The sequence below is a fragment of the Serratia sp. JSRIV004 genome (assembly GCF_019968705.1).
In the GTDB taxonomy this organism is placed as follows: domain Bacteria; phylum Pseudomonadota; class Gammaproteobacteria; order Enterobacterales; family Enterobacteriaceae; genus Chania; species Chania fonticola_B.
The window spans coordinates 5868892-5887145 of the sequence record NZ_CP074140.1; the positions used below are offsets into that span (position 1 = coordinate 5868892).

An 18254-nucleotide genomic window follows, 5' to 3' on the forward strand; every position below is an offset into this window, starting at 1 on the left:
AAAGCAAAGCCTTTGCACTGATTCATCTCTATACTGTTGGGCAGGTAAACTGCCTGTCCGGCAGTTGTCATTTAGACTCTCGCGTCCCCTTTTTGGAGGAAAACACATGCGTCATCCATTAGTAATGGGTAACTGGAAGCTTAACGGCAGCGTTCACATGGTTAACGAACTGATCGCCGCCTTGCGTAAAGAACTGAGCAGCGTTGACGGTTGTGGCGTTGCCATCGCACCTCCAGTCATGTATCTGGATCTGGCCAAGCACGCACTGGGTGGCAGCCGCATCGCTCTGGGCGCACAGAACGTCGACATCAACCTGTCTGGCGCCTTCACCGGTGAAGTTTCTGCCACCATGCTCAAAGACGTCGGTGCTGAATACATCATCATCGGCCACTCAGAGCGCCGTACCTATCACAAAGAAACCGACGCAGCGATCGCCGAGAAATTTGCCGTGCTGAAAGCCGCTGGCCTGATCCCAGTGCTGTGCATCGGTGAAACCGAAGCAGAAAACGAAGCGGGTAAAACCGAAGAAGTTTGTGCGCGCCAGATCGACGCCGTGCTGAAAACCCAGGGCGCTGAAGCGTTCAAAGGCACCGTCATCGCTTATGAGCCAGTGTGGGCTATCGGTACCGGTAAATCTGCCACCCCAGCGCAAGCTCAGGCAGTACACAAATTTATCCGTGACCATATTGCCAAGCAAGACGCTGCAGTCGCTGCCGAAGTGATCATCCAGTACGGCGGTTCCGTGAACGATAAGAACGCTGCAGAGCTGTTTGCTCAGCCAGACATCGACGGCGCGCTGGTTGGCGGCGCATCACTGAAAGCTGACGCTTTCGCCGTGATCGTCAAAGCCGCTGCCCTGGCGAAAAAAGCCTGATTTTATCCGGCCTGAAATGACAAAACCCCGGTTTCCCGGGGTTTTTTATGGCTCAAAATTGGCGATCAGCGCTTGCTGATTTCGTCAAAAATCCCGCCGGTGGCAAAGTGCACCTTCTGCGCTTCAGTCCAGCCGCCAAAAGTATCATCCACGGTGAACAGCTTCAGTTTTGGAAACTGCTCGGCGAATTTGGCTGCAACGGCTGCATCACGTGGACGGTAGTAGTTGTTGGCCGCAATGGTCTGGCCTTCCGGTGAATACAGATACTTCAGGTAAGCCGTAGCCACATCACGGGTGCCGCGCTTATCAACGACCTTATCCACCACCGATACCGTCGGTTCAGCCAGAATGGATTCGCTCGGGGTGATGATTTCAAACTTGTCTTTACCCAGCTCTTTCTCTGCCAGCAAAGCTTCGTTTTCCCAGGCGATCAGCACATCACCGATGCCGCGCTCAACGAAGGTATTGGTTGCGCCACGTGCACCGGAATCCAACACTTCCACATTTCGGTACAGCTGTTTGACGAACTCCTGAGCCTTGGCTTTATCGCCACCGTTCTTGTGCAGAGCATAACCCCAGGCAGCCAGATAGTTCCAACGGGCACCGCCAGAGGTTTTCGGGTTCGGTGTAATAACCGACACGCCAGGCTTCACCAGGTCAGCCCAATCATGGATCTGTTTTGGATTATCCTTACGCACCAGGAAAACGATGGTCGAGGTGTAAGGTGCCGAGTTGTCTGGCAGGCGCTTGATCCACGCTTTATCAATACGACCACGCTCGGCAATCGCGTCCACGTCGTATGCCAACGCTAGCGTGACCACATCCGCTTCGATGCCGTTAATCACCGAGGTCGCCTGCTTGCCGGAACCGCCGTGTGACTGACGCACGGTAACCTTATCGCCGGTCTGCTGCTGCCAATACTTACCAAACGCCGTGTTATATTCCTGGTAGAACTCACGCGTAGGATCGTATGAGACGTTCAGCAGTTGAATATCTTTCGCCATAGCACCCGATGCCAACAGCAGTAAAGTCAGACCCACACCCCATTTTTGCATTGCCGTTCCCCCAGAAAATGACGCAACCTCAAGCGGTTGATTTAGCATCAAAGCCTGCCAGAAACTTCCCTCACAATTAAAGAATAAAAAATGTTGTACTAGACCATTCTGGAATATAGCGGCTACCGATAAAAAAAAGCCCCCAACAAAGGAGGCTATTTCGCGGCGTTCAAGCTGGATTAGTACAGCTTTTTCGCCGTTTCCAACCAGTCACCCTTGAACGGACGCTTCATGTTTTCGATCGCGTCAACGATGTCGTGGTGCACCATCTTCTCGTTCTGGATCCCTACGCAGCGGCCACCGTAACCTTGCAGCAGCAGGTCGATGGAGTACGCGCCCATGCGGGAAGCCAGAATACGGTCGTAAGCAACCGGTGAACCACCACGCTGGATGTGGCCCAATACGGTAGCACGGGTTTCACGCTTGGTTTCCTGCTCGATATGGCGTGCCAGTTCGTCGATATCACAGATATGCTCGGTGATCGCCACGATGGCATGCTTTTTACCTTTGGCGATACCGGCTTTGATTTCGTCAACCAGATCGTCACGGCTGAATTCGATTTCCGGCAGAACGATAAATTCACAACCACCGGCAATGGCCGCCGCCAGGGTCAGGTCGCCACAGTAACGCCCCATCACTTCCACGATAGAGATACGTTGGTGTGATGAAGAGGTATCGCGCAGGCGGTCAATGGCTTCCACCACGGTTTCCAACGCGGTGAAGTAACCGATGGTGTAGTCGGTGCCTGCAACGTCGTTATCGATGGTGCCAGGCAAACCGATGCAAGGGAAACCCTCTTCGGTCAGGCGCTTCGCCCCCATGTAGGAGCCGTCACCACCGATGACCACCAGCGCATCAATGCCGCGGTTTTTCAGGTTTTCAATCGCCTTGGCGCGCACGCTGTCATCCCTGAACTCTGGAAAACGCGCAGAACCCAGGAAGGTGCCGCCGCGGTTGATCATATCAGACACGCTATAGCGGTCTAATTGCTCCATACGATCTTCGTACAAACCAAGGTAGCCATCGTAAATACCAAATACTTCCAGACCTTCTGTGAGCGCGGCACGCACAACGCCACGAATGGCAGCGTTCATACCTGGGGCGTCACCGCCACTCGTCAGTACACCGATTTTCTTGATCATGACTACCTCTGAACTGTAGATGCAATTTCTTAAGAATTCTGTATTCGCCGACTCACCGGGTATCTCTCCAACGGCGCAAAACCAGCTTTACGGCTTTTATTGCTGGATATTATAACAAAAACACCCAGCTGAATTGATTCAGGTCACGCAACATCAAGGAAAAAACTTCACATGGCACGGCGTGCTAACACCGTGTTTTCTCAATCCACCCAACATTGACCTATGTCAGTTGATTATAGTTCCCAATGCCCCTGTCGGCCCTGAGGAACAACAGAACAGGGATCTTGGTGAATAATCACGTCGGCTCCGGGGAAACGATGCAACAATGCCTGCTCCACCTGTTCTGCCAGAATATGCGCCTGCATCAACGGCAGGGTGTCTTCCATTTCCAGATGCAACTGGATAAACCGCGTTGGCCCAGACTGCCGCGTACGCAGATCGTGGGCACCTTTGATACCCGGCCAAGACGATACCACATCGATAATTGCCTGACGCTCTTCATCCGGCAAGGCGCGATCCAGCAGGGACTGCACCGCCTCGTACCCCATACGCAGCGCGCTATAGAGAATATAAACCCCAATGCCCAGGGCAAACAGCGCGTCCGCACGATGAAATCCGTACCAGCTTAGCCCAAGTGCTATCAAAATAGCACCATTCATCATCACATCTGACTGATAATGCAGCATATCGGCCCGTACCGCCTGGCTGCGCGTTTTTCTGACTACCCAACGTTGATAGGTCACCAGGATGAAAGTGCTAATCAACGCAATGATAGTTACAGCTACCCCTATGCCCGGCGAATTCAGGGGCTGCGGGGAATACAGATGCTGGAAGCCGGTCAAGAACAGGAACAGGGCAGAACCGGAGATAAACATGCTTTGCGCCAGCGCCGCCAGCGACTCGGCCTTGCCATGGCCAAAGGTGTGCTCTTCATCAGCCGGCTGCAACGAGTAGCGTACCACCAGCAGGTTGGTTAACGATGCGGCAATATCCATCAACGAATCCACTAAAGCCGCCAACAGGCTGACCGACCCGGTGAGATACCAGGCAACAATCTTGATCAACAGTAGAATGGAAGCCATTCCGGTGGCGGCTAAAGCAGCGGACTGTACCAGCCGCGCGTATTGCTGTTCCATAAAAAACCCCAACTAACGTTTATGGGCTTCAGTATAACGGAATGCGGGGTAAAAAAAGTCCCGCCATCATGACGGGATGCGTGTCAGCTAAGCAAAAAAATCTGGCAAAACGTGCAGTAATGTCGCTCTCCCTAGATAAGTATTCATAAGGTATCCAGGTTTGAAGGCGCGTCCACATACTGTCCACACTCAACGGTTTTTGAAAATCCTCAGCCTTCCAGAAAATAGCCAACAAATTGTTTTTTAAGTAAATTTATTTAATAGGAATAAAAAAAACCCCCTCATCATGAGGGGGAAGACAGGGATGGTGTCTATGGCAAGGAAAAACAGGGGATTACTCGGTCATACTCAACTTCTGGGCAGAAGTTTGCTGCAAACCAGAAATCTGTTGCTTCATCAACTGCACACGCTGCTGATGCTTCTGGTCTAAAACACTTTTTTGCTCTGGCGTCAGCAGGTTATACATTTGGTTGCGTACCCGGGCCATTTCGACCTGGCGCTTAACCTGTTCCTGAGCCATCTTTTCCGCCTGGGCCTGCACGGCGGCTTCATCAAATTTATCTGCGGTGACCAGCTTATGCATGGTTTCCACTTCATCTACATTAACACCAGGCAGATCGTAACGGGCCTGGCGCATCAAATCGCGCATTTGCTGGCGTTGCTGTTCGGTCAAGCGAACGCCGTCGAACATGTGATTCTGGCCAAGCGCTCTCAACAGTGCATCATTAGCAGGAGGTTGGACAGTTTCCGGTGTAGTATCAGCAGCAAAGGCAGCGGTAGAACCAAATGCCAAAATTGATGCCATAACTACTGCGGTCACCTTAACCATTTTTACTCCTCGAGCTTTCTCACTTTGCGAATCAACGAGGAGCAGTGTATCGCTGCACCTGCAAACATGCGTCAGGGCATGTAAAACTACGTAAAGTCATGGAATAGCAACAGTTGATGACGTATTTTGCGTCAGGAGGTAAATCACATATGCACAAAATTCTGTTAGTTGACGACGACCGCGAGCTCACCTCGCTACTGAAAGAACTGCTTGAAATGGAAGGCTTTAACATCGTCGTGGCTCACGACGGTGAACAGGCGTTGTCGTTACTGGACAGCTCCATCGATCTGCTGTTGCTCGATATCATGATGCCGAAGAAAAACGGTATCGATACGCTGAAAGAATTGCGTCAGCACCACCAGACTCCGGTGATCATGCTCACCGCTCGCGGCAGCGAATTGGACCGGGTACTTGGCCTGGAACTCGGTGCGGACGACTATCTGGCAAAACCCTTTAACGATCGCGAACTGGTTGCGCGCATCCGGGCCATTCTGCGCCGTTCCAACTGGAGCGAACAGCAACAGAATGTGGATACCAGCGCACCTACGCTGGACGTTGACGGCCTACAGCTGAACCCCGGCCGCCAGGAAGCCAGCTTCGACGGGCAAGTGCTGGATCTGACGGGCACCGAATTTACCCTGTTATATCTGCTGGCACAGCATCTCGGCCAGGTAGTATCCCGTGAACTCCTCAGCCAGGAAGTGCTGGGCAAACGCCTGACGCCATTCGATCGCGCCATTGATATGCATATCTCCAACCTGCGGCGCAAACTGCCGGACCGCAAAGATGGGCATCCTTGGTTCAAAACCCTGCGCGGACGGGGCTACTTGATGGTATCTGCAGCATGATCAACAGCTTGACGGCACGCATCTTCGCCATTTTCTGGTTCACATTGGCCCTGGTGCTGATGTTGGTGTTGATGGTGCCCAAACTCGACTCCCGCCAAATGACCACGCTGCTGGAAAGCGAACAGCGGCAGGGGTTGATGCTGGAACAGCATGTCGAAGCCGAACTGCAAAACGATCCGGCCAACGACCTGATGTGGTGGCGCCGCCTGTTCCGCGCCATCGAAAAATGGGCACCGCCGGGCCAGCGCCTGTTGTTGGTGACCAGCGAAGGGCGGGTGATCGGCGCGCAGCGCAACGAAATGCAGATCGTGCGCAACTTTATCGGCCAGTCGGACAACTCCGACCAACCGCAAAAGAAAAAATATGGCCGCGTCGAGCTGGTTGGCCCGTTCTCGGTGCGCGATGGTGAAGACAACTACCAGTTGTACCTGATCCGCCCGGCCAGCAGCTCGCAGTCCGATTTTATCAACCTGATGTTCGACCGGCCGCTGCTGCTGCTGATCGTCACCATGCTGATCAGTGCCCCACTGTTGCTGTGGCTGGCCTGGAGTCTTGCCAAACCGGCGCGTAAGTTGAAAAATGCCGCCGATGATGTAGCCCGTGGCAACCTTAAGCAACACCCTGAGCTGGAAGCCGGGCCGCAGGAGTTTCTTGCCACCGGGGCCAGTTTCAACCAGATGATCAGCGCGCTCGAAAGGATGATGACGGCCCAGCAACGGCTGATCTCCGATATCTCCCACGAATTGCGCACCCCGTTAACGCGTCTACAGCTGGCAACCGCCCTGATGCGCCGCCGCCACGGTGAAGGCCATGAGCTGGCGCGTATCGAAACCGAAGCCCAACGGCTGGATTCGATGATTAACGATCTGCTGTTGCTATCCCGTGGCCAACAGAAAAGCGAGCTGGTGCGCGAACTGCTGAAGGCCAACGAACTGTGGGCCGACGTGCTGGACAACGCCAGTTTCGAAGCCGAACAGATGGGCAAACAGCTGGAGGTCACCTCCCCTCCTGGCCCATGGACGATTTACGGCAACGCAGGTGCCCTGGACAGTGCGCTGGAGAATATCGTGCGTAATGCCCTGCGTTATTCCAATACGCGCATCGCGGTGGCATTCAGCGCCGATAATCAGGGGATCACCATCGTGGTGGACGATGATGGCCCTGGCGTCAGCCCGGAAGATCGTGAGCAGATCTTCCGGCCGTTCTACCGCACCGATGAAGCACGCGATCGCCAATCCGGCGGCACCGGGTTGGGCTTGGCCATCGTTGAATCCGCCGTCAATCAGCATCGCGGCTGGGTGAAAGCGGAAGACAGCCCGCTAGGTGGCCTGCGTCTGGTGTTGTGGTTGCCGCTGCATCAGCGTTAATCGCCAGCACCCAAAGATTTTGCTATTCTGCGCCCCTCGTCATGAGGGGCTTTTTACATGCTGAATATCGTTTTATTTGAACCTGAAATTCCGCCGAATACCGGCAACATCATTCGCCTGTGCGCCAACACCGGTTTCCAACTGCATCTGATCGAACCTATGGGCTTCCCGTGGGACGACAAACGCCTGCGCCGTGCCGGGTTGGATTATCACGAATTTGCCTGCATCAAGCGCCATGCCGACTATGCCGCCTTCCTCGCCAGCGATAATCCACAGCGGCTGTTTGCCCTTACCACCAAAGGCACACCGGCACATAGCGCCGTCAGCTATCAGGCTGGGGACTATCTGCTGTTTGGCCCGGAAACCCGTGGTCTGCCCGCCAGCATTCTGGATGCCTTGCCCGCACAGCAGAAGATCCGTATTCCCATGCAGGCCCAAAGCCGCAGCATGAATCTGTCCAATGCCGTCTCGGTGGTGGTTTACGAAGCCTGGCGCCAACTGGGTTATGCGGGCGCACTGCTTAAAGAGTAATCTCTATTGGGCGATCGCCTGCCAGCCAGGCGACGGTTAAACCCCGTCGCCTTATTTTTAACGCCGTACTATTTTTTACTATAAATAATAAATGAGGTTCTTTGGCCAATTTTATCGTACAGCGAACGGGCAGAAGAATTGAACTCCTGGGTCATCCAGTAAACACGGCTTGACTCTCTCACTTCCGCCTGTTGATAAGCTTCATTAAATAAGCTCTCCGCTACGTTTTGTCCCCGCGCGCTTTTATCAACGAACAGATCTTCAATATAACAATAGTTTTTATCGCTCCACGTCGAGGCGTGATAAACCAAATGCATAAAGCCCAGGATCTGCCCCTGATCGTTAACGGCGACCAGGCCGACCAAATCCTGTTTTTGGCACAGGCGGATAAAGGTTTTTTCGGTAATTTCGGCGCTGACATCGGCACGATAAAAGTGCAGATACTGCTGCCACAGATGTTCCCAACCCGCTCTATCTGAAGCGATTATTTCCCTGATGGTAACGCCATTTTTAGTCATCAACATAGTCCTACCCCTGCATGTTCAAAGTGGCGCAAGTATAGGCGATGCCATAGGGTGGGGTTAATGGACCAATCCGTGATAGACACCGGACCATTTCAAGCGGCTAATTAAGCCTCTCGTTTAAACAGCGCGTTAGCAACTGGGAAAACTGCTCGACGTTATAGGCTATCTCAATAGGATCCAGAGCCGCGAAACCCAGCAACCAGCCAGATAAGGGAATATCTGCAGTACAAAACTCGGCAACGCTTCTAAGCGTTAAATTATACTCAGAAGCGCGATGGGCAACAGCTTGCTCCAGCTGTTTACTTTCCACCAGGCAGAGTATTTGCAAGCCGCAGTTAGGCACTATAACCTTCACCTTTAAGCCGCAGTGCTTGTTGATCTCGTTAATAAACAGCGCCGCACGGGATGAATATATTTTCTTCATGGTAAGGACATGTTCTCGATAATGTCCCTGCATAATGAATTTTGCCAGCGTACGCTGAGCGATCCCCGAAACCTGGCTGTCCGTATTCGCCCGCGCGGTGGTCATGGGTTTTACCAGCGCTTCTGGCAATACCATATAAGCCACATGCAGATCCGGGAACAGGGTTTTACTGAAGGTGCCCATATAAATGGTGCGCTGATGGGGGTCTAACCCCTGCAAACAGGCCGTCGCAATGCCTTGGTAGTGAAACTCGCTGTCATAATCATCTTCGATGATCCACATATCCCGTGTTTTAGCCGCCTCAATTAATGCCAACCGCCTGGCCAGCGAAAGTGCTCGCCCGGTAGGATATTGGTTAGAAGGGGTGACATAGACAAATTTGCCGTTAGCTTGAGAGCGAATGATTTCATCGGTACAGATCCCCTGCTCATCCACGGTAATCGGGATAGGCTTTAGCTGGGCCGCCCGCAAGGCCTTAATCGCACCGGTATACCCCGGATTTTCGATAAAGACGCTATCGCCAGCATCCGCCAGGACCTGCGCACATAAAGACAGCGATTGCTGCGTACTGCTCACAATCAGAATTCGATCGGCCTGCGCCTTCACGCCCCGCTCGGCCAGCAGGAAATCGCAAATCGCCTCCCGCAGGTGAATATTGCCCTGCAAGTTGCTGCCCGCCGAGATAGACAGCCCCTCTTCTTTGACGGTTTGCTGATATAGCCTGAGCCAGGTATGGATCGGAAAATTTCGGGTTTCAGGCATGCCGGGGCTAAATGCCCGCTGCTGGGGCAAGTTGCCTGATTCAGGCCTGATATGCTGTGACGATCTCCGGCTCAATGTGACCTGGCCGCCGAAAGGTGCAACTGAGCGCTCGCTAGTCAGGCCCAGCAAAGGTTGCTGTCTTTGCGCGACAAAGCTTCCCCGCCCCACCTCTCTGCAGACGTATCCCTCGGTTTCCAGCGCCGTATAACAGTTCTCGATGGTCCCTCGAGATAACTGCAGTGAGGCTGCCAACGCACGGCTGGCCGGTAAACGTTGGCCGGTGATGAACTCACCCTGCTGGATCATCGTCTTGAAAGCAGCAGCCAGCGCCGTAGTTAATGAAACTTCGGGAACTGTTTGCTTGGCGAGGTTTTTTTGCAGCAAGAGAGTCTGGAGCTGCTTTTCGGTCAGGCGGTTCAAGGCGCAGCTCCACGGAGAGAGAAAATAACGCTGTCGTTAATCAGAAGGAAATCGTCACATGATCAATACCGCAAGCTTTTGCATAGCGAGCAATGGTTTCAACGCTCGATTTCGTTACGTTGTTTTCCATTCTGCTGACTGTTGAAGCATTCACACCCATTGCCTTTGCGACTTGTGCACTAGTAAGTCCTGCGATATTTCGCCACTCTGCCAAGGTTGCCTGCAAACGCTCTTTGCGCATTTCATCCTCAATCGCAGCCTTAAACTCGCTGTTTTCCATCATCTCGGCCTGAACTTGCGAATGTGTTTTATACTTTGTCATTGATCATTTCCTCCAGTCGCTGCATGGCCAGATCTATCTCATTTCTTGGTGTTTTTGGCGTCTTTTTAATAAAAATTCTGAGCATAAAGATCCTCTCACCCTTCTGATAAACCCACATGCCACGTGCGATATCTTTGCCCATGGAACGGATCTCATAGAGTCCATTACCTAGGGGCTTTGTATCTGGTTCTCTCAGTTGTCGGGGATCACTTTCAAGCTTGCTGATAATCCGGGACAGTTTTGCCGCAACGGTCGGGGGCAACGCCTTCAATTCCTTTTCCGCTTCGTAGTGATAGATTACTGTAAACATCTTTCCATCCCTGTGTCTTTGCCACTATTGCACTATAATGCAACTTGCATTGTAGTGCAATTTTCATGTCTTTCTTCAGGGGGACACACAGGGATAAACCGGTATGTGATTTTGTTTCCACATGCCGGTTTACAAGGGGTTTAGTGGGTATTAGAGATAATTAGCAATAACGACTGAAAAGCTATTCAGATACCGTCGCCGTACTCAAACCCGTGATTGGCACCGTTGAAGTACTGGTCCATATCCATCGATGGCGTATCGCTCTCCGGGCGGCCAACAATACGTGCGGGCACGCCTGCGGCGGTAGTATGTGGTGGCACGGGCTGTAGCACCACGGAACCGGCACCGATCTTGGCCCCTTTGCCCACTTCGATATTGCCGAGGATTTTAGCCCCCGCACCAATCATCACGCCTTCGCGGATTTTAGGGTGGCGATCGCCGCTGGTTTTGCCTGTCCCGCCCAGGGTTACCGACTGCAGGATAGAGACGTTATTCTCCACCACGGCGGTTTCACCGATCACAATGCCGGTGGCGTGGTCGAGCATGATGCCGCAGCCGATGGTGGCCGCCGGATGAATATCCACCCCAAAGGCAACCGAGATTTGATTTTGCAGGTAGATCGCCAATGCCTGACGGCCCTGCATCCACAACCAATGGCCGATACGGTATGCCTGCAAGGCATGGAAACCTTTCAGGTATAGCAACGGCGTTGAATATTTATCTACTGCGGGGTCGCGCAGCCGCACCGCCAGAATATCGCGGGCCGCTGAGACGATCATTTGAGCGTCGGAACGATAGGCGTCTTCCACCACCTCACGCACGGCGATTGCCGGCATGATCGGATTAGCCAGTTTGTTCGCCAGAATGTAGCTGAGCGCACTGCCCAGATTTTCATGCTTGAGCAAGGTCGCGTGGAAAAAGCTAGCCAGCATCGGTTCACAATCTGCCAGTGCTCTCGCCTCTGATTTAATGCTGCTCCAGACCTGTTCTAACTCTTCTGACGACATCGCTTCCTCTCTGCCAAAACAGGCTGCCCCGCCTGATCCCGGCAGGGTAACCTAATCAAATTGTCGTGACGCGATACATTGCTGCACCGCAGCCAAGGTCAGGCACTGTGCTTTTCGTCTTTCTTGGTTCGCCCAAGTAGAGTCAACGCTGCCTCGCGGGCATTTTTATTACAGTACAGCACCTGATAGATCTGTTCGGTGATCGGCATTTCCACGCCAAAGCGCTGCGCCAGTGCCAATACCTCTTTGGTATTGCGATAGCCTTCAACCACCTGGCCGATGCTATCCTGCGCTTCCTGCACGCCCTTGCCTTGCCCCAGCATAATACCGAAACGACGGTTGCGCGATTGATTATCCGTGCAGGTTAACACCAGATCGCCCAACCCAGCCATGCCCATAAAGGTGGAAGGATCGGCACCCAATGCCGAACCGAGGCGGCTCATTTCCGCCAGACCACGGGTGATCAATGCGGTACGCGCGTTGGCACCAAAACCGATACCGTCGGACATACCGGCACCGATGGCAATCACGTTTTTCACCGCGCCCCCCAGCTGTACCCCGATGAAATCCGGGTTGCTGTAAACGCGGAAGCTTTTGCCACAGTGCAACAGCTGCTGTAAATCTTCAGCAAACTGCTCGTCGGTGGCGGCGAGGGCGATCGCCGTTGGCAATCCGGCCGCCAGCTCTTTGGCAAACGTTGGCCCAGAAACGACCGCCAGTGGGATGGTATCCCCCAGAGCCTCACGAGCCACGTCTTGCAACAGCCGCCCCGTTTCCGCTTCCAGACCTTTGGTCGCCCATACGATGCGGGCATCCGGGCGCAGGTGAGGTTTCAACTGACGCAATACGTCACCAAACACGTGGCTGGGCACCACCACCAGCACATCACGGCTGGCCGCTAATGCACGAGCAAGGTCGGTTTCGAGCAACAGGGTATCGGGGAAAGGAACGCCGGGAAGGAACGCCTGATTGCAGCGATCGCGCTGCAGAATCTGGATCTGCTCGGGGTTATGCCCCCACAGCACTACCGGGTGGCCATTACGCGCCAGCGTAATGGCTAAAGCGGTGCCGTACGAGCCGGCACCGATTACAGTCATTGAAGCATTGACGGTATTCATCAGGCATCCTGATGAGGTTCAGCGCTTTCGCCTTCCGCCTGCTGCTGCAAATAGCTCATGAACAGCGCGTCAAAGTTTACCGGTGCCAGATTCAACTGCGGGAAGGTACCGCGAGAAACCAGGCTGGTGATGCACTCACGTGCATACGGGAACAGGATGTTCGGGCAGTATGCACCCAGGCAATGTGCCAGTTGCGTGCCTTCGATACCGGAGATGGAGAAGATACCTGCCTGCTGAACTTCACACAGGAATGCAGTTTCTTCACCCAGAGAGGCGGTAACGGTAACGCGCAGTACCACTTCGTAGACGTCGTCTGCCAGGTGGCTGGAAGCCGTATCCAGATCGAGCTTAACTTCTGGCTGCCATTCTTGCTGGAATACCTGCGGAGCGTTTGGCGCTTCGAATGAGATATCCTTGGTGTAAATGCGTTGGATCTGGAAAGCCATCTCTGTGCTGTTTTGTTCTGACATGTGTGTAATACCCTTGGTTAACTATCCTTAGAGACACTCAGTGGTTGCAATACCCACATCTTGGCAGTGGGACCGCCGCTGGTTTACAGCAGCGGATCCAGCCCACCGCGAGCATCAAGTGCATGTAAATCATCACAGCCGCCAATATGTTGGCCATCGATGAAAATCTGAGGCACGGTGGTTCGCCCACTGCGCGCGATCATTGCTTCGCGCTTGACGTTATCACCATCGATGGCAATCTCGCTAAACGCAGCTCCCTTGCTGTTCAGCAGCGCCTTGGCGCGATGACAGAACGGGCAGGTTGCCTTGGTGTAGATCTCAATGTTAGCCATGGAAACCCCTTCAATCACACTAAAATTTACTTGCCACGCGCCAACGGCAGGTTTTCCCCACTCCAGCCGGCAATGCCGTCTTTCAGGGTATAGACCTGTTCAAACCCGGCTTTGCTCAGGTTTTCTGCGGGTTCGCGTGAGGTGGTGCCATTGGCACAGACCACGATGACCGGCTGGGCCTTGTGTTTATCCAGTTCGCCGAAGCTGCCGGTTTTGATCTCGCTCGCCGTCAGGTTGATCGCGTTGGCGATATGGCCTCTGCGGAAATCATCACGGGTACGGGTATCGACCACTACCGCATCTTCTTTATTAATCAAGCGAGTAGCTTCACCGCGGGCGATCTCTTTAACCTTGGAGAAACGGCTCTTGAAGGTCATGACGATCACGGCAGCCAGCAGACCGACCCAGGCCAGACTAAGTATGGGGTGCCGGCTAACAAATTGCATAATTTCTTGCAGCATGGGGTGTAACAACTCCCGTCAGTTAAGGGAAAAATAAGTCAAGGTTTCAGAGTATACCTGCCGAATGCGTCAAATACAGCCAATAAGCAAACGGGAATGCAGAAACTGCGGAGTACACTGGAAAATTACCGTCATGACGTTGAGAAAGTCGAGGCTGTTCACCGCATCTTTGATCTCTTTGGGCTCTTTTTAGTCGGTCACAATGTAGTATCATCGGGTTCCAGAGGGTGAATAGCCATCATTCCAGTGCCCACGGGCTGATGGCTATTCACAACTTAAAACGATCATAAAGAGGTTACTGCAATGTCGAGCAAGAAAAAGCCCATGGTACTGGTGATCCTGGACGGTTACGGCCACCGGGAAGAGCAACAGGACAACGCGATCCTGAACGCCAAAACGCCGGTCATGGACCGTCTGTGGCAACAACAGCCGCATACGCTGATTGCCGCTTCCGGTCTGGATGTCGGCCTGCCTGATGGCCAGATGGGTAACTCGGAAGTCGGTCACGTGAACCTCGGCGCTGGCCGCATCGTGTATCAGGACCTGACCCGTCTGGATAAAGAGATTAAAGACGGTGATTTCTTCACCAACGCAACGCTGACCAGCGCCGTCGACAAGGCCGTGAAGGCAGGCAAAGCGGTACACATCATGGGCCTGATGTCCCCTGGTGGCGTCCACAGCCATGAAGATCATATCCTGGCGATGATCAAGCTGGCCGCACAGCGCGGTGCCAAAGCGGTTTACCTGCATGCCTTCCTGGATGGCCGCGACACTCCGCCGCGCAGTGCTGAAAATACACTGAAACGTTTCAGTGACGAATTTGCCACGCTGGGTGCCGGGCGTATCGCCACGGTGATCGGCCGTTACTATGCGATGGATCGTGATAATCGTTGGGACCGCGTACAGCTGGCCTACGATCTGATGACCCAGGCCAAAGGCGAATTCACCGCCGACAACGCCGTGGCCGCGCTGCAGGCTGCCTATGCCCGTGACGAAAACGACGAATTCGTTAAACCAACCGTGATCCAGGCTGCGGGCGAAGCCAGCGCCGAGATGAACGACGGCGACGCGTTAATCTTCATGAACTTCCGTGCCGACCGTGCTCGCCAGATCACCCGCGCCTTCGTCAATGCCGATTTCGACGGCTTCCCACGTAGCAAAGTGGTCAAGTTTGGTGATTTTGTCATGCTGACCGAATACGCCGCCGACATCAAAACCGCCTGTGCCTATCCACCTGCCTCGCTGGCCAACACCTTCGGTGAGTGGCTGATGAAGCATGACAAAACCCAGCTGCGCATTTCGGAAACCGAAAAATACGCCCACGTCACCTTCTTCTATAACGGCGGCGTCGAAGAACCGTTCAAAGGTGAAGACCGTATTCTGATCAACTCGCCAAAAGTGGCCACCTACGATTTACAGCCAGAGATGAGCTCCGCCGAGCTGACCGAAAAGCTGTTGGCAGCCATCCACAGCGGTAAATATGACGCCATCATCTGTAACTACCCGAACGGCGACATGGTTGGCCACACCGGTGTCTATGATGCAGCCGTCAAAGCAGTAGAAACCCTGGATAACTGCATTGCGCAGGTAGTTGAAGCGGTGAAAGCCGTTGACGGCCAACTGCTGGTCACCGCCGATCACGGTAACGCCGAGCAAATGCGCGATCCGGCCACCGGCCAGGCGCACACTGCCCATACCAGCCTGCCAGTGCCGTTGATCTACATCGGTAAAGCCGCCAAAGCGGTGGAAGGTGGCAAACTGTCCGACATCGCTCCAACCATGCTGTCACTGATGGGAATGGAAATCCCGCAAGAGATGACTGGTAAGCCGCTGTTCATCGTGGAATAATCCTTCCCCATGAGGGAGAAGGCGAATTTTGCACTATCAAGGGTAACCCGAAGCGCAAACTCAGGCAGCCAACCGCTGCCTGAACGCTCCGCGCCACGGAAGTTAACCACACTCTGCGCCAGCGTGTTTTTCGCTGGCGCATTGTTGTTGCCATTCACCAGCAACGCCGCGGAAGATAACAAATCCCAGCTCAAAGATATTCAGCAGAGCATCGCGGAAAAAGAAAAAGCGGTTAAACAGCAGCAACAACAGCGCAGTTCGCTGCAAAATCAGCTCAAACTCCAGGAAAAGACCATCGCGCAAGCCAGCCGTTCGCTGCGTGATACCCAAGGTACGCTCGACATACTGGGCAAAGACATTGCCGGGCTGAACACCTCCATCGCCAAGCTACAAACACAGCAGTCCACTCAGCAGGAAATCCTCGCCAAACAGCTCGATGCCGCCTTCCGCCAGGGGCAACACAGCGCCTTGCAATTGGTGCTCAGCGGCGAGGAAACCCAGCGCAGTGAGCGCATGCTGGCTTATTTCGGCTATCTGAACGAAGCACGTCAACAGTCGATTGAACAACTCAAGCAGACCCGCAAGCAATTGGCAGAGCAAAAGAGCTCGCTGGTGGCCAAACAGGGTCAGCAGAAATCCTTGCTTGGCGAGCAACAAACCCAGCAGCAAAAGCTGGAACAGGCGCGCATCGCCCGTAAAAAAACCCTGACCGCGTTAGAAGCCTCGTTGGAAAAAGATCAACAGCGGCTGGTGGAACTGCGCCAGAACGAAAGCCGTCTGCGCGATCAGATCGCCCGTGCCGAACGTGAAGCCCGCGCCCGAGCCGAACGCGAAGCGCGTGAAGCGGCCAAGGTGCGTGAGCAGGTCAAAGTCAAAGAGCAGCAGGCGAAGAAAACCGGCACCAGCTATAAACCGAGCGAAGGTGAGCGTTCACTGATGGCGCGAACCGGCGGTTTGGGCAAGCCTGCGGGGCAAGCCGTATGGCCAGTGCGTGGCCGCATCGAACATCGCTTTGGCGAGCAACTGCAAGGTGAGTTACGCTGGAAAGGCATGGTGATTTCCGCAGCCGAAGGCAGCGAAGTCAAAGCCATTGCCGATGGCCGCGTGCTGCTGGCTGACTGGCTGCAAGGCTATGGCCTGGTGGTCGTGGTCGAACACGGTAAGGGCGATATGAGCCTGTATGGCTATAACCAGAGCGCTTTGGTTAGCGTCGGGGCGCAGGTGCGTGCCGGTCAGCCTATCGCCCTGGTCGGTACCAGCGGTGGTCAGGGAACGCCATCGCTCTATTTCGAAATCCGTCGCCAGGGTCAGGCCGTTAACCCACAGCCGTGGTTGGGAAGATAGATTTGTACTATAGCAAAACGCGTACTGCCCTGTTGTTGAGTGCGCTGCTGTGCGTTAGCGCAGCGCAGGCAGGCAAGCTCTCTATCGTGATCGATGACGTGGGCTATCGCCCACATGAAGAAAATGCCGTACTGCAAATGCCGACGGCGATCTCCGTTGCCGTGCTGCCCAATGCGCCTCACGCCCATCTGATGGCCACCAAAGCCCATAGCCAAGGCCGTGAAGTGCTGATCCACATGCCCATGGCTCCCCTCAGCAAACAGCCGCTGGAGCGCGATACCTTACAACCCTCCATGAGCAGTGAAGAAGTGCAGCGTATCATCCGTAATGCGGTGAATAACGTGCCTTTTGCGGTGGGCATGAACAACCATATGGGCAGCGCCATGACCTCCAGCCTGCCGGGCATGCAAAAGGTCATGCAGGCGCTGGAAAGCTACCATCTCTATTTTCTCGACAGCATGACCATCGGCAACAGCCAGGCCACGCATGCGGCGGCGGGCACCGGCGTGAAGGTGATCAAACGCAAGGTGTTCCTTGACGATACGGCCAACCCGGACGATATCCGCCGCCAGTTTAATCGTGCCGTCGAGCTGGCGCGCCGCAACGGATCGGCCATTGCCATCGGCCACCCGCGCCCGGCAACGGTAAAAGTGCTGCAACAGATGCTGGCTACGCTGCCCTCCGACATCGTACTGGTGAAACCCAGCTCGCTGCTCAATGAGCCGCAGCAGAGCGGAAGCGGCTATGTGCCGCCATCCAAGCCACACAAACCGCAGCCGAAAAATCCGTTCACCGGTGGCATCAAGCAGTGCAAAGTTAAATTGCCGCAGGAAGGCATGAATGCCAGCCATGCGCTGGGCATCATTGCAGAAAGCGTGGCGCAGTCGCCGGTCGTGCTGGTGATCAAACGCCATTGGCAGCACTGGGTAGGTTCGGAGCCAACCAAGCCGTAGCCCCTCACCCCAACCCTCTCCCACAGGGAGAGGGAGCTGATCCAGTGTCGCGAGTTAACCTGTGCGGCTTCGAAAAGTATGGGGAGCACCAACGAACGCGATCAGCCTGCGCGGCTTCGGAAAGAGTGGGGAATATCAACAAACGCAGATCGGTCCCCTCTCCCTTTGGGAGAGATA

20 protein-coding genes are annotated in these 18254 nt (G+C 54.3%); 7 read left to right on the plus strand and 13 right to left on the minus strand.

Annotated elements, in window-relative coordinates; translation table 11 throughout:
* Nucleotides 1-106 precede the first annotated feature (106 nt).
* Entirely contained in the window at nt 107-874 is a 768-nt protein-coding gene (tpiA, locus tag KGP21_RS27930) for a triose-phosphate isomerase (protein ID WP_021181878.1), read from the plus strand.
* 65 nt (nt 875-939) lie between these two features.
* Here tpiA and KGP21_RS27935 read toward each other — a convergent pair whose 3' ends face one another.
* The 4 genes from KGP21_RS27935 to cpxP all read right to left on the minus strand — a co-directional run bounded on the left by KGP21_RS27935 (nt 940) and on the right by cpxP (nt 5036).
* Nucleotides 940-1929, minus strand: coding sequence for a sulfate ABC transporter substrate-binding protein (locus KGP21_RS27935; RefSeq protein WP_021807231.1), 990 nt, complete (start codon nt 1927-1929; stop codon nt 940-942).
* Between the two features lie 179 nt (nt 1930-2108).
* Nucleotides 2109-3071, minus strand: a complete 963-nt coding sequence (pfkA, locus tag KGP21_RS27940) for a 6-phosphofructokinase (RefSeq protein WP_021181876.1) — start codon at nt 3069-3071, stop codon at nt 2109-2111.
* 233 nt (nt 3072-3304) lie between these two features.
* The gene (gene fieF, locus KGP21_RS27945) at nt 3305-4207 is read right to left on the minus strand and encodes a CDF family cation-efflux transporter FieF (RefSeq protein ID WP_021807232.1); all 903 of its coding nucleotides are present in this window, start codon (nt 4205-4207) and stop codon (nt 3305-3307) included.
* Nucleotides 4208-4541: 334 nt separating this feature from the next.
* Nucleotides 4542-5036 (minus strand): cell-envelope stress modulator CpxP, encoded by a 495-nt coding sequence (gene cpxP, locus KGP21_RS27950; RefSeq protein ID WP_021181874.1) that lies wholly within the window; start codon nt 5034-5036, stop codon nt 4542-4544.
* Nucleotides 5037-5185: 149 nt separating this feature from the next.
* Between cpxP and cpxR the strand changes: the two genes are divergently transcribed.
* From cpxR to trmL, 3 genes are read left to right on the plus strand one after another with little or no spacing between them, the layout of a single operon-like run.
* A complete protein-coding gene (cpxR, locus tag KGP21_RS27955) occupies nt 5186-5884 on the plus strand; it encodes an envelope stress response regulator transcription factor CpxR (protein ID WP_021181873.1) in 699 nt (232 codons plus the stop codon).
* Nucleotides 5881-7251, plus strand: coding sequence for an envelope stress sensor histidine kinase CpxA (cpxA, locus tag KGP21_RS27960; protein WP_021181872.1), 1371 nt, complete (start codon nt 5881-5883; stop codon nt 7249-7251). Before cpxR ends, cpxA begins: the two co-directional genes overlap by 4 nt.
* Nucleotides 7252-7308: 57 nt before the next feature.
* Nucleotides 7309-7782 (plus strand): tRNA (uridine(34)/cytosine(34)/5-carboxymethylaminomethyluridine(34)-2'-O)-methyltransferase TrmL, encoded by a 474-nt coding sequence (gene trmL / locus KGP21_RS27965; protein ID WP_209555062.1) that lies wholly within the window; start codon nt 7309-7311, stop codon nt 7780-7782.
* 68 nt (nt 7783-7850) lie between these two features.
* Here trmL and KGP21_RS27970 read toward each other — a convergent pair whose 3' ends face one another.
* From KGP21_RS27970 to KGP21_RS28010, 9 genes are all read right to left on the minus strand, one after another.
* On the minus strand, nt 7851-8306 hold the full coding sequence (locus KGP21_RS27970; protein WP_094981591.1) for a GNAT family N-acetyltransferase: 456 nt from the start codon (nt 8304-8306) through the stop codon (nt 7851-7853).
* A gap of 100 nt (nt 8307-8406) precedes the next feature.
* A complete protein-coding gene (locus KGP21_RS27975; protein ID WP_059199348.1) occupies nt 8407-9912 on the minus strand; it encodes a PLP-dependent aminotransferase family protein in 1506 nt (501 codons plus the stop codon).
* Nucleotides 9913-9952: 40 nt separating this feature from the next.
* A complete protein-coding gene (locus tag KGP21_RS27980; protein WP_024482898.1) occupies nt 9953-10234 on the minus strand; it encodes a helix-turn-helix transcriptional regulator in 282 nt (93 codons plus the stop codon).
* Nucleotides 10221-10544 carry a type II toxin-antitoxin system RelE/ParE family toxin gene (locus KGP21_RS27985; RefSeq protein WP_024482899.1) on the minus strand — a complete coding sequence of 108 codons (324 nt, stop codon included), beginning with the start codon at nt 10542-10544 and terminating at the stop codon, nt 10221-10223. Before KGP21_RS27985 ends, KGP21_RS27980 begins: the two co-directional genes overlap by 14 nt.
* A 185-nt stretch (nt 10545-10729) precedes the next feature.
* Nucleotides 10730-11551 carry a serine O-acetyltransferase gene (gene cysE, locus KGP21_RS27990; RefSeq protein WP_021181867.1) on the minus strand — a complete coding sequence of 274 codons (822 nt, stop codon included), beginning with the start codon at nt 11549-11551 and terminating at the stop codon, nt 10730-10732.
* 98 nt (nt 11552-11649) lie between these two features.
* On the minus strand, nt 11650-12669 hold the full coding sequence (gpsA, locus tag KGP21_RS27995; RefSeq protein WP_071683747.1) for an NAD(P)H-dependent glycerol-3-phosphate dehydrogenase: 1020 nt from the start codon (nt 12667-12669) through the stop codon (nt 11650-11652).
* Nucleotides 12669-13139, minus strand: a complete 471-nt coding sequence (secB, locus tag KGP21_RS28000; RefSeq protein ID WP_021181865.1) for a protein-export chaperone SecB — start codon at nt 13137-13139, stop codon at nt 12669-12671. The genes gpsA and secB overlap by 1 nt, the downstream gene beginning before the upstream one ends.
* A gap of 83 nt (nt 13140-13222) precedes the next feature.
* A complete protein-coding gene (grxC, locus tag KGP21_RS28005; RefSeq protein WP_024482902.1) occupies nt 13223-13471 on the minus strand; it encodes a glutaredoxin 3 in 249 nt (82 codons plus the stop codon).
* A gap of 26 nt (nt 13472-13497) precedes the next feature.
* Complete coding sequence (locus KGP21_RS28010) at nt 13498-13932, minus strand: rhodanese-like domain-containing protein (RefSeq protein WP_021807259.1); 435 nt, start codon at nt 13930-13932, stop codon at nt 13498-13500.
* Between the two features lie 303 nt (nt 13933-14235).
* Here KGP21_RS28010 and gpmM point away from each other — a divergent pair, with 303 nt between their 5' ends.
* The 3 genes from gpmM to KGP21_RS28025 are packed head-to-tail and all read left to right on the plus strand — an operon-like array spanning nt 14236 to nt 18077.
* On the plus strand, nt 14236-15780 hold the full coding sequence (gene gpmM / locus KGP21_RS28015; RefSeq protein WP_021807260.1) for a 2,3-bisphosphoglycerate-independent phosphoglycerate mutase: 1545 nt from the start codon (nt 14236-14238) through the stop codon (nt 15778-15780).
* Nucleotides 15781-15789: 9 nt separating this feature from the next.
* Nucleotides 15790-17124 carry a murein hydrolase activator EnvC gene (gene envC / locus KGP21_RS28020; RefSeq protein ID WP_039996198.1) on the plus strand — a complete coding sequence of 445 codons (1335 nt, stop codon included), beginning with the start codon at nt 15790-15792 and terminating at the stop codon, nt 17122-17124.
* A gap of 2 nt (nt 17125-17126) precedes the next feature.
* Nucleotides 17127-18077, plus strand: a complete 951-nt coding sequence (locus KGP21_RS28025) for a divergent polysaccharide deacetylase family protein (RefSeq protein ID WP_223536646.1) — start codon at nt 17127-17129, stop codon at nt 18075-18077.
* Nucleotides 18078-18254: the final 177 nt, after the last annotated feature.

Excerpts from the sequence above, each read along its gene's own strand:
- tpiA (WP_021181878.1), top strand. The coding sequence starts at position 107 with ATGCGTCATCCATTAGTAATGGGTAACTGGAAGCTTAACGGCAGCGTT.
- KGP21_RS27935 (WP_021807231.1), bottom strand. The coding sequence starts at position 1,929 with ATGCAAAAATGGGGTGTGGGTCTGACTTTACTGCTGTTGGCATCGGGT.
- pfkA (WP_021181876.1), bottom strand. The coding sequence starts at position 3,071 with ATGATCAAGAAAATCGGTGTACTGACGAGTGGCGGTGACGCCCCAGGT.
- fieF (WP_021807232.1), bottom strand. The coding sequence starts at position 4,207 with ATGGAACAGCAATACGCGCGGCTGGTACAGTCCGCTGCTTTAGCCGCC.
- cpxP (WP_021181874.1), bottom strand. The coding sequence starts at position 5,036 with ATGGTTAAGGTGACCGCAGTAGTTATGGCATCAATTTTGGCATTTGGT.
- cpxR (WP_021181873.1), top strand. The coding sequence starts at position 5,186 with ATGCACAAAATTCTGTTAGTTGACGACGACCGCGAGCTCACCTCGCTA.
- cpxA (WP_021181872.1), top strand. The coding sequence starts at position 5,881 with ATGATCAACAGCTTGACGGCACGCATCTTCGCCATTTTCTGGTTCACA.
- trmL (WP_209555062.1), top strand. The coding sequence starts at position 7,309 with ATGCTGAATATCGTTTTATTTGAACCTGAAATTCCGCCGAATACCGGC.
- KGP21_RS27970 (WP_094981591.1), bottom strand. The coding sequence starts at position 8,306 with ATGTTGATGACTAAAAATGGCGTTACCATCAGGGAAATAATCGCTTCA.
- KGP21_RS27980 (WP_024482898.1), bottom strand. The coding sequence starts at position 10,234 with ATGACAAAGTATAAAACACATTCGCAAGTTCAGGCCGAGATGATGGAA.
- KGP21_RS27985 (WP_024482899.1), bottom strand. The coding sequence starts at position 10,544 with ATGTTTACAGTAATCTATCACTACGAAGCGGAAAAGGAATTGAAGGCG.
- cysE (WP_021181867.1), bottom strand. The coding sequence starts at position 11,551 with ATGTCGTCAGAAGAGTTAGAACAGGTCTGGAGCAGCATTAAATCAGAG.
- gpsA (WP_071683747.1), bottom strand. The coding sequence starts at position 12,669 with ATGAATACCGTCAATGCTTCAATGACTGTAATCGGTGCCGGCTCGTAC.
- secB (WP_021181865.1), bottom strand. The coding sequence starts at position 13,139 with ATGTCAGAACAAAACAGCACAGAGATGGCTTTCCAGATCCAACGCATT.
- grxC (WP_024482902.1), bottom strand. The coding sequence starts at position 13,471 with ATGGCTAACATTGAGATCTACACCAAGGCAACCTGCCCGTTCTGTCAT.
- KGP21_RS28010 (WP_021807259.1), bottom strand. The coding sequence starts at position 13,932 with ATGCTGCAAGAAATTATGCAATTTGTTAGCCGGCACCCCATACTTAGT.
- gpmM (WP_021807260.1), top strand. The coding sequence starts at position 14,236 with ATGTCGAGCAAGAAAAAGCCCATGGTACTGGTGATCCTGGACGGTTAC.
- envC (WP_039996198.1), top strand. The coding sequence starts at position 15,790 with ATGAGGGAGAAGGCGAATTTTGCACTATCAAGGGTAACCCGAAGCGCA.